The following is a 13577-nucleotide window of genomic DNA, read 5'->3' as shown; positions in this document are numbered from 1 at the left end:
GACTCGGAGCGGGCAGCTCGCTTGATAACCACTCCCTGGGATTATGGGTCCCCGCGTTCGCGGGGACGACATCGAGTGTGAGGCCCGCTCTCCAGCCTCACTCGCCAGCTTCCCCAGTTGGCTGAAGGCGTCGAATTAGCGCGGTTCGGCCGTTTCCCGCAGCCCGGCGATGAAGTAGGGTACGTTCGCCAACCAGGCCCCGCGGAGCATCTCGAGACATCGTGTAACACCTCTTCATAATGCCGTTATCCCGAGCCAGGTTGGCGCGAACCGACAGAACAGGGAGGCAGTGCCATGACGATGAGGCCGGATCCCACATTTCACGCATCGCCCAGGCTTGCGATGGAAGCACCTGCGGAGAACTTCGCCTACACGTTGCTGCTCAGTCCGGATTTCTCGAAGCCGGATGCTCTCGCGGTCATCGACGTCAAGCCGGGATCGCCGACCTACAGCCAGATCGTCCACACCGTGACGATGCCCAACAAGGGTGATGAGTTTCACCACTTCGGCTGGAATGCCTGCTCCTCCGCTCTGTCGCCGCTCGCCGGACATGCCTTCATCGAGCGGCGCTATCTCATCATCCCCGGAATCCGTTCGTCGCGGATCTACATCATCGATACCAAGCCAGATCCGACCAAAGCCAAGATCCACAAGATCATCGAGCCCGAGGAAATCTTCAAGAAGACCGGCTATTCGCGGCCGCACACCATCCATTGCGGGCCGGACGGCATTTACGTGAGCACGCTGGGTGGTGGCGGTAAGGACGGCACCAACGGGCCACCAGGCGTCTTCATCATGGATTGCGAGACGTTCGAGGTCCTCGGACGATGGGAGATCGACCGCGGTCCGCAGGCGCTGCATTATGACTTCTGGTGGAATCTGCCGCGCGATTACATGGTGACGAGCGAATGGGCCTTGCCGCCGCAGTTCGAGAACGGGATCGTCCCGGAGGATCTGCTGGCGAATAAATATGGCCATCGTCTCCACTTCTGGGATCTTCGCGCCCGGCGCAACGTGCAGACCATCGACCTTGGCGCCAATCATCAGATGGCGCTCGAGGTGCGGCCTGCGCACGATCCGGTTCGCGAATACGGCTTCGTGGGCGTCGTGGTCGACACCACCAATCTCGAAGCATCGATCTGGACCTGGTGGCGCGAAGGCGGGAAATTCCACGCCGAGAAGACGGCAACGATCCCGCCCGAACCCGCGCCAAAGGAGAATCTCCCGCCGCTGCTGCAGGGATTTGGCGCCGTGCCGCCGCTCGTGACCGACATCGACCTGTCGATGGATGACCGGTTTCTCTATGTGTCGTGCTGGGGCACCGGTGAAATGCGCCAGTACGACGTCACCGATCCCAGAAAGCCGAAGCTTGCGGGCTCCGTCCACATCGGCGGCATCGCACGCCGTACAGCGCATCCGAATGGCAAGTCCTTTGCGGCCGGCCCGCAAATGGTCGAGATCAGCCGCGACGGCAGGCGCGTGTACTGGACCAATTCGCTCTATTCCACCTGGGACGACCAGTTCTATCCCGATGGGGTTCCGGGCGTGGAGGTGATGGCCAATGTCGGTCGCAACGGCGGCCTCGAGCTCGACAAGGACTATTTCGTGAGCTTCCCGGACGGCTATCGTGCGCACCAGATCAGGCTGGAGGGCGGCGATTGTTCGACGGACTCCTTTTGCTACCCGTCGGTCTAGATGGTGGGCACGCGAGCCCGGCGCTTGGCTGGCTGTGGCTCGCCCTTGTCGCGAGCGGCCTCTATCACGGAGTCAATCCGGGGATGGGATGGCCGCTTGCCGTTTCGGCCGGGCTCATGGACAAGAGCCCGCGCGCGCTCTTTCGTGCGTTGTGGGCCCTGTCGGCCGGGCATCTCCTGGCAACATTTCTCGTGCTGCTGCCATTCGCGTTCCTGCTCGTGCTGGCCGAGTGGCAGCGTTCGATCCAGATTGGCGCGAGCCTTCTCGTCATCGGCTTCGGCGTTTATCGGCTGATCGCGCGGCGTCATCCCCGCGCGCTGGCACGAATTCCGCCGACGCAATTGGCGCTCTGGTCATTTGCCGTCGCCATCGCTCACGGCGCCGCCTTGATGCTCGTGCCGATCTATCTCGGGCTCTGCCAGGCCTTCGAATTCGATGCCGGCCATGAAGCGGCGGGCGCGCTGATGAAGACAAGTCTGGGGATGGCGGTGCTGGTGTCCCTGGTGCATGTTGCCGCCATGGTCGGCGCCGGCGGATGTCTGGCGTGGCTGGTCTACCGCCATCTTGGATTGAGGTTCGTCTCGCGAAGCTGGTTCAATCTGGATGCAGTCTGGGCGGCCAGCCTCGTTCTGGTTGGCGCGGTGGCGCTCGCCTTGAATCTTGCGAGCTGGCGCTGAGGTCTATCGCGCCAGAGGCCACTCGTCGACGATGTGGAATCTTGCCGCCGCATCATCCTGCCGAAATAGCGCGATGCGGTCGATCGCCAGCGTATCGAGACCGAGCGTCGCAAACCGCGGCCTCAGCATCTCCAGGATCGGTCCGCGGCGCTCGGCATCCAGCCGCCCCGTCAGCGTCATGTGGAAGCGGAATTCTTCCATCACGTAAGGGTAGCCCCAACGGTCGAGATAGTCGCGCTGCCGCTCGCTGAGTTTCTCGGGTTTGCGCCGCGCCCGATCGCCCGCCGACAGCGCGGCGCGAAACGAGTCGAATTCGCGGACGCAATCGGCGGCGAGCTGCTGGAGCGCCTCGACCGGCTCGGCCGGAATGACGGCGATGAAGCCGCTGATGGCATCGACCACGGGCCGGATCACGGCAAGCGGCCGCGATTTGCCGGCGAATGCGGCGCAGGCGGCCATCAGTTCCGCTTCGGTCCTGTCTGATACGAGCGCCATCGGCGCCTTCAGCGTGGCGTGAAAGCCGTATTTGCGTGGATCGGCGCTGACGTCGCGCCAGTCCGGCGCGACATGCAGCGCATCACGCGGGAACGGCAATTCGTTGCCGGTGTAGGCATCGTAGCCGAGCAACTCGGCGCCGAAGCGGGACAGCGCGCTGTCACTGCCGGCGGCAAAATAGATCGCGTAGCGGGGAAAACCTGTCATCGCCTCAGCATAACCAATTTAGGCCGCGACGACAGCCTCGCGCGGCGTCGCCACAGCAGTGAGCAGCCGCGTCGCATCGGTGAGATGGACGAGCTTTCCGCCTGCGATCACCGCGATCAGCCGCGGCCGCAGCTTCACGCTGTCGTCGACCAGCAGAATGTCGGCGCGGCGACCTTCCGCGAGCACGCCGCGATCGGCAAGGCCGGTGGCACGCGCCGGCCCGGCGGAGACCAGATTCCAGGCTTCCGTCAGCGGCAGCACGCCATCGGCGGCGAGGCGGAACGCGGCGAGCAGCTGCGCGGGATAATAATAGTCCGACGCCAGCACCGAGCAGAGCCCCTTGGCGATCATGTCGGAGGCCTTCGTCCAGCCGGTGTGGCTGCCGCCGCGCACGACGTTGGGCGCGCCGTAGACGATGGCATCGCCGTGGCTTGCTGCCGCCCGTGCCGTCTCCTCGTTGATCGGAAACTCCGCGATGTCAGCGCCGAGCTCGCGAAACTCCTGGCGCATCGCCGGCGTCGCATCGTCGTGCGAGAGCATCCGCACGTCGGCTGCGCGCGCCACAGCGGCCAGCCGCGCAACCGAAGCCGGCACTTCGTCGGCGCGCGAGACCACGCGTTCGACCAGCCGGTCGAATTCCTCAGCTGACAGCCCGGTGCGCTCCACCATGCGGTTGCGCTTGCGCGGCTTGGCCATGTCGGCGACCGTGCCGTCCATGTGGTCGTTGAAAGCGAACAGGTCGACCCGGCCTTCGTCGAGCCACTCGCTGATCTCGGCCTCGGCGCCGAGATTGTAGGTCTCGTGCCGCAGATGGAAGCGGGTATCCGCGGCGAATTGCGGACGCTGCCGCTCGATGGCCTCCATCAGGCCGCGCGCGTTATCGGCGCTGCGCAGGCCCGGCTCCCACGAGCAGGTGGTGGCGTGAAAGACGGTGGTGATGCCGTTGCTGATCGCCTGGCGATCGCTGTCGGCGAGCGCGACGTCGATCGGGAAGTCGACACCGGCGCGCGGCATCATCTGCCGCTCGAAGGCATCGCCATGCAGATCGACGATGCCGGGCAGCACCAGCAGGTTGCGCGAATCGATTGTCAGCCGCGCCCGGCCCCGTGAGGCATCGACCTGCGCGATGTCCGGTCCGGACACCGTCAATGACGTTTCGACGAATTCGGCGCCGATCAGGGCCCGGCCGCCTTCAAGGAAAATGTCTGTCACGCGACCGCGTTTCGTTTGCTGGTAAGGGATCTGGTCAGGGGAGCCGCCCCTGCTTCGTATGTCGCAAGAAAATCTTCAATCCCGAGCTTGCGGAAATCGGGCAGGGCTTCACGCAACTTGTCGTGATCCCAGTCCCACCAGGCGAGCCGCGCGAGCCTTCCGGCGATCTCCTCGGAGAAACGCCGCCGCACGATCCGGGCCGGATTGCCGGCGACGATGGCGTAGGCCGGCACGTCCTTGGTGACGATGGCGCCGGCCGCGATCACCGCGCCGGTGCCGATGTTGCGGCCCGGCAGCACGATCGCGCCGTGGCCGATCCAGACGTCGTGGCCGATATGGACGTGATGCTGGCGCCGCCAGTCGAAGAATTCGGCGTCGTCGCTCTCGCCTTCGAAGTAGGCGCTCGAGCGATAGGTGAAATGCGCCTGGGTCGCGCGGTGCATCGGATGATTGCCGGGATTGATGCGCGTCATGGCCGCGATCGAGCAGAACTTTCCGATGGTGGTGTAGGTGATCTGGGAATCGTTCACGACATAGGAGTAATCGCCCATCGCCACTTCATGCAGGATGGTGCGCGCGCCGACCTCGGTATAGGCGCCGAGCCTGGTCTCATGCAGTTTGGCCGAGGGATCGATGGTCGGCTGGACCGAAAGAGTTTTGGCGGCCATGTTGCATCCGGAGCGCGAGGGCGGGCGTTCCTCTTCGAGCGGCTTGATGACGATGTCATGACGCGGCGATGACAGGGGATGAGGTGTGTAGGATCGCCGCACTGCAACGCCCGTGTCACACAAGTGTCAAGCGCGGGCGTTAGCGGTTGGCTCCAGCTAATCTGGAGTCCTGCATGCTGGTGGTGGAAGGTCTGACGTGTCGCTTCGGCGCGAAAGCCGCGGTGGACGACGCTTCGTTTCAAGTCTCCCCCGGCGGCTTCGTCGGTGTGATCGGACGGTCCGGCGCCGGCAAGTCGACGCTGCTGCGAACCATCAATCGTCTCGCGACGCCGACGCAGGGCCGCATCCTGTTCGACGGCATCGACGTCACCGCGCTGCGCGGCAAGGAACTGCGGCAGTGGCGGGCGCGCTCGGCCATGATCTTCCAGCAGTTCAACCTGGTCGGCCGGCTCGACGTCCTCACCAACGTCCTGATGGGAAGGCTTGCGACGATGCCGGCCTGGCGCTCGCTGTCGCAAGTGTGGCCCGAGCAGGACAAGGCGCTGGCGATGTCCGCGCTCGAACAGTTCGACATCGCATCGCTCGCGGCCCAGCGCGCCGACCAGCTCTCCGGCGGCCAGCAGCAGCGCGTCGCGATCGCACGTGCGCTCGTGCAGCAGCCCGACATCATCCTCGCCGACGAGCCGATCGCATCGCTCGATCCGCGCAACACCAAGATCGTGATGGATGCGCTGCTGCGCATCAACAAGCATTTCGGCATCACCGTGATCTGCAATCTGCATTCGCTCGATCTGGCGCGCAGCTATTGCGACCGCCTGATCGGCATGGCGCAGGGCCGGGTGGTGTTCGACGGCGCGCCGGCCGCACTGACCGACCACGTCGCGCGCGAGCTTTACGATCTCGAAGCCGCCGACGTCATGGGCACCATGCCTGACCCGGCGCCCGCGGGCGTCCCGGCACTTGGAACGGCGGCCGCCGCCTGAGCCGCGTCGCGCCTGTTTGAGTTGCAAGTTTTGCGTCAACCGACCCCAACCGATGAAGAGGGTATCATGATCACTCGTAGACTCGTTCTTGCCGGCGCCGCGGCGCTCGCCTTCGCCTCGTCGGCTTCCGCCGAAGACTGGAAAGCCAAATATCCCGAGCTGACCTTTGCGGTCGTCCCGGCCGAGAACGCCTCCGGCGTCACCGAGCGCTGGGCGCCTTTCGTGAGCTATCTCTCCAAGGAACTGGGCGTGAAGGTCACGCTCCGCATCGCCAACGACTACGCTGCCGTCATCGAGGGCCAGCGCGCTGGCAACATCCATATCGCCAGCTATGGCTCGGCCTCGTTCGCCCGCGCCCGCCTGACCGGCGTCAAGTCCGACGCCTTCGCCAACGACATCAACGCCGACGGCTCGACCGGTTATTATTCGGTGTTCTTCGTCAAGGCGAGCAGCGCCTACAAGAGCGTCGACCAGCTCAAGGGCAAGAACCTCGGCCTCGTCGATCCGAACTCGACCTCCGGCAACAATGTGCCGCGCTTCGAGCTGGACAAGATGGGCATCCCCGATGCCGACGGCTATTTCGGCAAGGTCGTCTTCACCGGCAGTCACGAGAACGCGATGCTGGCGCTGTCGCAGGGCACCGTCGACGTTGCCGCCAACCAGTGGACCAGCGACGACGATTCCACGCTGGCGCAGATGCTGACCAAGGGCATGCTGAAGAATGCCGACGGCTCGGCGATGAAGAAGGACGACTTCCGAATCATCCATAAGTCGGCGCCGATCATCAACGGCCCCTATGCCTACAATTCCGACCTGCCGGAAGACGCCAAGGCCGCTATCGCCAAGGCGTTCTTCGACGCGCCGGCCAAGGACAAGGCCGCGTTCGACCGCCTCTCCGACGGCCAGAAGAAGGGCTTTCATCCCGCCACCACCAAGGATTGGGATGGCACGATCGAGCTGATCAAGTTCGTCGATGCGCTGCGTAAGAAGAAGGCGTCCTGATCTCAGGGCGATGTAACTGGAGCCGGGTCCTTGGACCCGGCTCTTTCTTTGACGGAACTTGGCTCAGGCCGATGACAACAGCGGTTTCGATCCTCCCCGAGCAGCAGCTTGCCGTGCTCAACGCCGCTTATCGCCAGGCGGTCGGGCGCAGGCGGCTCCGCCTGCTGTTGGGGATCGCGGTCTTCGCCGCCGCGCTGCTTCTCGCCGCGGTCGGCGCGGAAGTGAATCTGCGCACGCTGTTCACCTATTTCGGCAATTTCATCAGCTATTTCGACCGCATCCTCACGCTCGACAACGGCCAGCGCGTCTGGACCGATGTCGGCGAGTGGCTCTGGGGCTGGCGCAAATGGCTGAAGATGCTCGGCGAGACGCTGCTGATCTCCTATGTCGGCACGCTGATCGGCGCGACCTTGGCATTTTGTCTGAACTTCTTCGCGGCTGAAAACACCTCGCCCGCACCCTGGCTGCGCTTCGTCGTCCGGCGCCTGCTCGAATTCGCCCGCACCGTTCCGGGCATCGTCTTCGCGCTGATCTTCGTCATCGCCTTCGGGCTCGGACCGATGGCGGGCGTGCTCGCGATCGCGATCCACTCCACCGGCGCGCTCGGAAAGCTGTTCTCGGAAATCGTCGAGAACGCCGATATGAAGCCGGTCGAAGGCATCCGCTCGACCGGCGCGAGCTGGCTGTCCTGCATGCGGTTCGCCGTCGTGCCGCAGGTGACCGCGGGCTATGCGAGCTACGCGCTGCTGCGCTTCGAGATCAACGTCCGCGAAGCCTCGGTGATGGGCTTCGTCGGCGCCGGCGGCATCGGCCAGGAGCTCGTCGTCGCCATCCGCAAATTCTACTATTCGGACGTCAGCGCGATCCTGCTCACCATCATCGTCACCGTGTTCATCATCGACATCAGCACCGGTTGGCTGCGCGGCCGCCTGTTCGGCAAGGAGGCGCGGACGTGACGAGGCGGCAAGCGGTCGACACGCGAGAGCTTCGCGCGCGCTATCCCGATGTGTTCGACCGTCCGGCCTCGGCGCGGCTTGCCACGCCGGCGATGATCGTCGCGGCGTTCGCGATCCTCATTTACGGCCTGGTCGATCTCGATTTCTCGCCGTCGCGATTCTTCGCAGGTCTCAGCCAGCTCGGCTGGATCAGCCTGATGATGATCCCGCCCGATCCCGGCTCGTCGCTGCCGGTCTACCTGAAGGCACTCGGCGAGACGCTGTCGATTGCACTGCTCGGCACCACGCTCGCCGCCGTCTTCGCACTCCCCGTCAGCCTTCTGGCCGCGCGCAACGTGGTGCCGTCGAAGCTCCTGCGCTTTCCCGTGCGCCGCGTGCTGGATTCGATCCGCGGCGTCGACACGCTGATCTGGGCGCTGGTGTGGATCAACGTCGTCGGGCTTGGCCCGTTCGCCGGCGTGCTTGCCATTGCGGTGTCGGATTTCGGCGCCTTCGGAAAGCTGTTCTCGGAGGCGATCGAGGCCGCCGACCAGAAGCAGGTCGAGGGCATCCGCGCCTCCGGCGGCAGCCCGCTGCACGAGATCCGCTTCGGCCTGTTGCCGCAGGTCCTGCCCGTGATCGCCGGGCAGGTGCTCTATTTCATCGAATCCAACACCCGCTCGGCCACCATCATCGGCATCGTCGGCGCCGGCGGCATCGGCCTCCAGCTCGCCGAGCAGATCCGCGTGCTGGAATGGCAGAAGGTGTCGTTTCTGATCCTGATGATCCTGGTCGCGGTCGCCGCGATCGATTTCATCTCGGGCAAGCTGCGCTTTGCGATTATCGGGCGGCGGGCTGTCGCCTGATCAAAGGTGCTGTAGGGTGGGTTAGCCGAAGGCGTAACCCACCACTGTTTATCTCCGCGGAGACAGAAGAGGTGGGTTACGCCTTCGGACTGCGCTTCGCGCAGCCCAAGGCTAACCCACCCTACGACTCCACCAGAAACTCCACCCGCTCCGCCGCGAAGCGCGAATGCTTGGTCATCAGCGGCTTACCGTCGAGATCGTGGTCGGTCGCATCGACCACCAGGATCGGCCGTCCCAGCGCCAGATCGAGCCGCGCCGCGTCGGTGGCGTCGACGATGCCGGCGGTGATCCGGGTCGCGCCGCGGCGATAGTCGCGGACGCCGTAATGTTCCAGCAGCTTCGTCATCGAGCGCGTCGCTGCGAACACGGCGCCGGCACCCGGAAATAATTCCGCCGACAGCCAGGTGGTGGAGACGCAGATCGGCGTGCGATCGGCAAGGCGGATCGCCTCGATCCGCACCAGCGGCGCGCCGGCCTTCAAGCCGAGCTCGCGCGCCAGTTCACGGGTCGCGACATCGTCGGTCGCCTCGATCAGCTGCCCGCGCGGCTCGCGGCCGCCGGCGCCGACGATCTCGGAGAAGCGGGTGCGTGAGCGCAGGGGATAAGCGAGCTTCTGTGCCTCGACATAGGTTCCGCTGCCGCGCTCGGCGCGCACGAGGCCGCGCTCGGCAAGGGCTGCCAGCGCGCGCCGCACGGTGTGGCGGTTCACCCGATAGGTTTCGGCGATTTCCATCTCGCCCGGCAATTTGTCGCCGGCCGCGAAGCGGCCATCGGCGATGCCGCGCTCGATGCCGTCGGCAACGAGGCGCCATAGCGCGACGCCCGAGGAGGCGGTGTTCTGCATGCTCATGTTGCGGCAACCTACTCCAGAAATCACAGCTTTGTCACGAAACAGTCATGGCGCTCCCGTATGAAGTTGTCTATTATCATAGACAACTTCGATGCGGCAAGTTCTGTCAGAGGTTCGGTGGATCAGGTGACCCAGCACAACAACCAGCAAGCCCAGCGTCAGGCCGCCATGGCCGTGCTGGCGCACGCGGAGGCGGGCGAGATCGCCGCCCGCCTCCGCAACTTGGCTGTCCCGGCCCATCAGGATTTGCGTGCGCCCGAAAACGGCCTCGTCATGCTGCGTGGCCGGGTCGGCGGCGACGGCGCGCCCTTCAATCTCGGCGAAGCCACGGTGTCGCGCGCCGCGGTCCGGCTGGCGAGCGGCGAGGTCGGGTTCGGCTACACGCTCGGGCGCGACGGCGAGAAAGCGCGGCTGATCGCACTGTGTGACGCGCTGGCGCAGTCGCGCGATTTTGGCGCGTCGGTGGAGAGGGACGTAATCGCGCCGTTGCGTGAGCAGCTTATGATTCGCCGGAAGCAGGCGGCGGCCGAGACCGCCGCGACGAAGGTTGATTTCTACACCATGGTGCGCGGTGAGGGGTGAGATCATGACCACGATTGCGGAACTGCCCCCGGGCTTCGCCGACAAGGTGCTGTCGGCGCAATCGACCTTTCGCTCGGTGATGGACGCGATGGCGCGGCCGGGCTCGGTCCAGCGCGTCGTGCCGATGGCTGGCAAGCCGGAAACGATGATGCGCGGCACCGCCGCGATCGCGCTGACGCTGTTCGACCACGACACGCCGCTCTGGCTCGACGCGCGGATGGCGGAGAGCCCGGACGTGGTGAAATGGCTGAAGTTCCACACCGGCGCGCCGGTGGTGCAGGATTCCTCCATCGCGAGCTTTGCGCTGATCAGTGACGGCGGTGCGCTGCCGCCGCTCGAACGCTTCGCGCTCGGCACCAGCGAATATCCGGATCGGTCCACCACATTGATCCTCCAGGTCGACAGCCTCGACGCAGGACGCAGCTTCGAGCTGCGCGGTCCCGGCATCGACGGCGCCGCGATGCTCCAGGCGTCGGTCAAGCCGTTCGATCTGTTCGAGCGCCTGCGCGTCAACGAAGCACTGTTTCCGCGCGGCATCGATGTGGTGCTGGTCGCCGATGACGCCGTGGCCGCGATCCCCCGCACCACGCGCATCGTGAGCAAGGGAAGCTAGAAGCATGTATGTCGCAGTCAAAGGCGGCGAACGCGCCATCGAGAACGCCCATCGCTTGCTCGCAGATAAGCGGCGCGGCGACCGAGGCGTTCCGGAGCTCACGCTCGACCAGATCTCGGAGCAGCTTGGGCTGGCCGTCGACCGTGTCATGAGCGAAGGCTCGCTCTATGATCGCGAGCTCGCGGCGCTCGCGATCAAGCAGGCGCGCGGCGACCTGATCGAGGCGATCTTCCTGGTTCGCGCCTTCCGCGCCACGATGCCGCGTTTCGGCGCCAGCGAGCCGGTCGACACCGGCGCGATGCGGGTGCAGCGGCGGGTGTCCTCGACCTTCAAGGACATTCCGGGCGGCCAGATCCTCGGGCCGACCTTCGACTACACCCACCGCCTGCTCGATCCCGCGCTCGCGCAAGGCTTTGTGCCGGAGGTTCCGGCAACGGCGGAAGCGTCCACTGCGCCGACCCCGCGCGTGACCGACATTCTCGGCCGCGACGGGCTGATCGAATCCTCGCCGCAGGCCGAAGACGGCGCCAGCGTCGGCGATCTCACCCGCGAGCCGCTGAATTTTCCGGCGGACCGCGATCTGCGCCTGCAAAACCTCGCGCGCGGCGACGAAGGTTTCCTGTTGGCGATGGGCTATTCCACCCAGCGCGGCTATGGCCGCAACCATCCTTTCGCCGGCGAGATCCGCTTCGGCGAGGTCGAGGTGGAATTCCTGGCGGAGGACGTCGGCTTCGCCGTGCCGCTCGGCTCGATCGAGCTCACGGAGTGCCAGATGGTCAACCAGTTCAAGGGCTCCGCGACCGAAGCGCCGTGCTTCACCCGCGGCTATGGCCTCGCCTTCGGCCAGAGCGAGCGCAAGACCATGTCGATGGCGCTGGTCGATCGCGCGCTACGCGCCCGCGAGCTCGGCGAGGAGGCACTCGCCCCCGCGCAAGATGAAGAATTCGTGATGTCGCATTCGGACAACGTCCAGGCCACCGGCTTCGTCGAGCATCTGAAGCTGCCGCATTATGTCGACTTCCAGTCCGAGCTCGGCCTGCTCCGCAAGCTGCGCAAGGAATTCACTGACGCCCAGGCGCCTGACGCCATGAAGGAAGCCGCGGAATGAACGCGCCCGCCTACAATTTCGCCTATCTCGACGAGCAGACCAAGCGGATGATCCGCCGCGCGATCCTGAAGGCGATCGCCATTCCCGGCTATCAGGTGCCGTTCGCCAGCCGCGAGATGCCGATGCCCTATGGCTGGGGCACCGGCGGCGTGCAGGTCACCGCTGCGATCCTCGGTCCCGCCGACGTGCTGAAGGTGATCGATCAAGGCTCCGACGACACCACCAACGCGATCTCGATCCGAAAATTCTTCGCCAAGACCGCGGGCGTTGCCACGACCACGGCGACGGATGAGGCGACCGTGATCCAGACCCGCCACCGCATCCCCGAGGCGACGCTGCACGCAGACCAGGTGCTGGTCTATCAGGTGCCGATCCCGGAGCCGTTGCGCTTCCTCGAGCCGCGCGAGACCGAGACGCGGCGCATGCATGCGCTGGCCGAATACGGCCTGATGCATGTGAAGCTCTATGAGGACATCGCCCGCTTCGGCCACATCGCCACCGCCTACGCCTATCCGGTCAAGGTCAACGCGCGCTACGTGATGGATCCGTCGCCGACGCCGAAATTCGACAATCCCAAGATGGACAACTGCCCGGCGTTGCAATTGTTCGGCGCCGGCCGCGAGAAGCGCATCTATGCGATCCCGCCTTATACGCAGGTGGTGTCGCTCGATTTCGAGGATCACCCGTTCGAGCCCTACCGCTTCAACGCGCCCTGCGCGCTGTGCGGCGCGGAGAATTCCTATCTCGACGAGATCGTCACCGACGACAAGGGCGGACGGATGTTCGTGTGCTCGGACACCGACTATTGCGAGGGCCGCCAGGCCGCCGGCCATCACGGCAGCCTCAGTGCCGCGCCGTACAAGGAGAAGGCGCAAGGAGGCACCAATGGTTGATCAGGCCGCGCTCGAAAACGACCAGCCGCTGCTGGTCGCGACCTCCCTCAGCAAATCCTTCGGCCGCATCGCCGCCTGCCGCGACGTCTCCTTCTCGCTCTATCCCGGCGAGGTGCTGGCGATCGTCGGCGAATCAGGTTCGGGCAAGTCGACGCTGCTGCAACTGCTGTCGGGCCAGCTTGCGGCCAGCGGCGGCCATGTGTCCTATCGGATGCGCGACGGTGTCGCCCGCGATCTCGCCTCGCTCGGCGAAGCCGAGCGGCGCTTCCTGTACCGCACCGACTGGGGTTTTGTGCATCAGGATCCCGCCCAGGGCTTGCGCATAGCGGTCTCGGCCGGCGCCAATGTCGGCGAGCGGCTGATGGCGGTGGGGTGGAATCACTATGGCCGCATCCGCGAGACTGCCTCCGACTGGCTCACCCGCGTCGAGATCGACACCGCGCGCATCGACGATGCGCCGCGCACCTATTCCGGCGGCATGCGCCAGCGCCTCCAGATCGCGCGCAACCTCGTCACCGAGCCGCGGCTGGTGTTCATGGACGAGCCGACCGGCGGCCTCGACGTGTCCGTGCAGGCGCGCCTGCTCGACCTCCTGCGCAGCCTCGTCGCCGAGCTGCATCTCGCCGTCATCATCGTCACCCATGACCTCGCGGTCGCGCGGCTCTTGTCGCACCGCGTGATGGTGATGAAGGGCGGCCGCGTCATCGAGACCGGTCTCACCGATCAGGTGCTCGACGATCCCCGCGAGCCCTATACGCAACTCCTCGTCTCCTCGATTCTGCCGCCATGAG

General features: G+C 65.5%; 15 protein-coding genes. 11 read left to right on the top strand and 4 right to left on the bottom strand.

Features of this window, described 5'->3' with window-relative positions; translation table 11 throughout:
• The first annotated feature begins 294 nt into the window (after window positions 1-294).
• The gene (locus XH81_RS17085; protein ID WP_038950652.1) at window positions 295-1695 is read left to right on the top strand and encodes a selenium-binding protein SBP56-related protein; all 1401 of its coding nucleotides are present in this window, start codon (window positions 295-297) and stop codon (window positions 1693-1695) included.
• 83 nt (window positions 1696-1778) lie between these two features.
• On the top strand, window positions 1779-2372 hold the full coding sequence (locus XH81_RS17080) for a hypothetical protein (RefSeq protein ID WP_028140778.1): 594 nt from the start codon (window positions 1779-1781) through the stop codon (window positions 2370-2372).
• 3 nt (window positions 2373-2375) lie between these two features.
• Here the strand turns inward: XH81_RS17080 and XH81_RS17075 are convergent, their stop codons facing one another.
• From XH81_RS17075 to XH81_RS17065, 3 genes are read right to left on the bottom strand one after another with little or no spacing between them, the layout of a single operon-like run.
• The gene (locus XH81_RS17075) at window positions 2376-3074 is read right to left on the bottom strand and encodes a DUF1045 domain-containing protein (RefSeq protein WP_038950654.1); all 699 of its coding nucleotides are present in this window, start codon (window positions 3072-3074) and stop codon (window positions 2376-2378) included.
• 18 nt (window positions 3075-3092) lie between these two features.
• Window positions 3093-4286: an alpha-D-ribose 1-methylphosphonate 5-triphosphate diphosphatase gene (locus XH81_RS17070; RefSeq protein WP_028140776.1), complete on the bottom strand. Its 1194-nt coding sequence runs from the start codon at window positions 4284-4286 to the stop codon at window positions 3093-3095.
• A complete protein-coding gene (locus XH81_RS17065; protein WP_028140775.1) occupies window positions 4283-4954 on the bottom strand; it encodes a transferase hexapeptide repeat family protein in 672 nt (223 codons plus the stop codon). The genes XH81_RS17070 and XH81_RS17065 overlap by 4 nt, the downstream gene beginning before the upstream one ends.
• Window positions 4955-5127: 173 nt before the next feature.
• Between XH81_RS17065 and phnC the strand changes: the two genes are divergently transcribed.
• The 4 genes from phnC (at window position 5128) to phnE (XH81_RS17045) (ending at window position 8740) form a co-directional block, all read left to right on the top strand.
• Window positions 5128-5937, top strand: a complete 810-nt coding sequence (phnC, locus tag XH81_RS17060) for a phosphonate ABC transporter ATP-binding protein (protein ID WP_028140774.1) — start codon at window positions 5128-5130, stop codon at window positions 5935-5937.
• A gap of 66 nt (window positions 5938-6003) precedes the next feature.
• Window positions 6004-6939, top strand: a complete 936-nt coding sequence (gene phnD / locus XH81_RS17055) for a phosphonate ABC transporter substrate-binding protein (protein WP_028140773.1) — start codon at window positions 6004-6006, stop codon at window positions 6937-6939.
• 71 nt (window positions 6940-7010) lie between these two features.
• Window positions 7011-7895 (top strand): phosphonate ABC transporter, permease protein PhnE, encoded by an 885-nt coding sequence (phnE, locus tag XH81_RS17050; RefSeq protein ID WP_028140772.1) that lies wholly within the window; start codon window positions 7011-7013, stop codon window positions 7893-7895.
• On the top strand, window positions 7892-8740 hold the full coding sequence (gene phnE, locus XH81_RS17045; protein WP_028140771.1) for a phosphonate ABC transporter, permease protein PhnE: 849 nt from the start codon (window positions 7892-7894) through the stop codon (window positions 8738-8740). Before phnE (XH81_RS17050) ends, phnE (XH81_RS17045) begins: the two co-directional genes overlap by 4 nt.
• A 121-nt stretch (window positions 8741-8861) precedes the next feature.
• Here the strand turns inward: phnE (XH81_RS17045) and phnF are convergent, their stop codons facing one another.
• Complete coding sequence (phnF, locus tag XH81_RS17040; RefSeq protein ID WP_028140770.1) at window positions 8862-9590, bottom strand: phosphonate metabolism transcriptional regulator PhnF; 729 nt, start codon at window positions 9588-9590, stop codon at window positions 8862-8864.
• Between the two features lie 117 nt (window positions 9591-9707).
• Between phnF and phnG the strand changes: the two genes are divergently transcribed.
• The 5 genes from phnG to phnK are packed head-to-tail and all read left to right on the top strand — an operon-like array spanning window position 9708 to window position 13576.
• Window positions 9708-10172, top strand: a complete 465-nt coding sequence (gene phnG / locus XH81_RS17035) for a phosphonate C-P lyase system protein PhnG (protein ID WP_028140769.1) — start codon at window positions 9708-9710, stop codon at window positions 10170-10172.
• Between the two features lie 4 nt (window positions 10173-10176).
• Window positions 10177-10785, top strand: coding sequence for a phosphonate C-P lyase system protein PhnH (phnH, locus tag XH81_RS17030; RefSeq protein WP_271596295.1), 609 nt, complete (start codon window positions 10177-10179; stop codon window positions 10783-10785).
• A gap of 4 nt (window positions 10786-10789) precedes the next feature.
• A complete protein-coding gene (locus XH81_RS17025; RefSeq protein WP_028140767.1) occupies window positions 10790-11893 on the top strand; it encodes a carbon-phosphorus lyase complex subunit PhnI in 1104 nt (367 codons plus the stop codon).
• Window positions 11890-12786, top strand: a complete 897-nt coding sequence (locus XH81_RS17020) for an alpha-D-ribose 1-methylphosphonate 5-phosphate C-P-lyase PhnJ (RefSeq protein WP_028140766.1) — start codon at window positions 11890-11892, stop codon at window positions 12784-12786. Before XH81_RS17025 ends, XH81_RS17020 begins: the two co-directional genes overlap by 4 nt.
• Window positions 12779-13576, top strand: a complete 798-nt coding sequence (gene phnK / locus XH81_RS17015; RefSeq protein ID WP_028140765.1) for a phosphonate C-P lyase system protein PhnK — start codon at window positions 12779-12781, stop codon at window positions 13574-13576. The genes XH81_RS17020 and phnK overlap by 8 nt, the downstream gene beginning before the upstream one ends.
• Window position 13577 lies beyond the last annotated feature (1 nt).

This window comes from Bradyrhizobium sp. CCBAU 25360 (genome assembly GCF_028128695.1).
GTDB classification, from domain to species: Bacteria; Pseudomonadota; Alphaproteobacteria; order Rhizobiales; family Xanthobacteraceae; genus Bradyrhizobium; species Bradyrhizobium ottawaense.
This window is presented reverse-complemented; position numbering and strand designations above follow the sequence as displayed.

Coding starts and splice junctions, on each gene's coding strand:
- XH81_RS17085 (WP_038950652.1), top strand. CDS start 295: ATGACGATGAGGCCGGATCCCACATTTCACGCATCGCCCAGGCTTGCG.
- XH81_RS17080 (WP_028140778.1), top strand. CDS start 1,779: ATGGGATGGCCGCTTGCCGTTTCGGCCGGGCTCATGGACAAGAGCCCG.
- XH81_RS17075 (WP_038950654.1), bottom strand. CDS start 3,074: ATGACAGGTTTTCCCCGCTACGCGATCTATTTTGCCGCCGGCAGTGAC.
- XH81_RS17065 (WP_028140775.1), bottom strand. CDS start 4,954: ATGGCCGCCAAAACTCTTTCGGTCCAGCCGACCATCGATCCCTCGGCC.
- phnC (WP_028140774.1), top strand. CDS start 5,128: ATGCTGGTGGTGGAAGGTCTGACGTGTCGCTTCGGCGCGAAAGCCGCG.
- phnD (WP_028140773.1), top strand. CDS start 6,004: ATGATCACTCGTAGACTCGTTCTTGCCGGCGCCGCGGCGCTCGCCTTC.
- phnE (WP_028140772.1), top strand. CDS start 7,011: ATGACAACAGCGGTTTCGATCCTCCCCGAGCAGCAGCTTGCCGTGCTC.
- phnF (WP_028140770.1), bottom strand. CDS start 9,590: ATGAGCATGCAGAACACCGCCTCCTCGGGCGTCGCGCTATGGCGCCTC.
- phnH (WP_271596295.1), top strand. CDS start 10,177: ATGACCACGATTGCGGAACTGCCCCCGGGCTTCGCCGACAAGGTGCTG.
- XH81_RS17025 (WP_028140767.1), top strand. CDS start 10,790: ATGTATGTCGCAGTCAAAGGCGGCGAACGCGCCATCGAGAACGCCCAT.
- XH81_RS17020 (WP_028140766.1), top strand. CDS start 11,890: ATGAACGCGCCCGCCTACAATTTCGCCTATCTCGACGAGCAGACCAAG.
- phnK (WP_028140765.1), top strand. CDS start 12,779: ATGGTTGATCAGGCCGCGCTCGAAAACGACCAGCCGCTGCTGGTCGCG.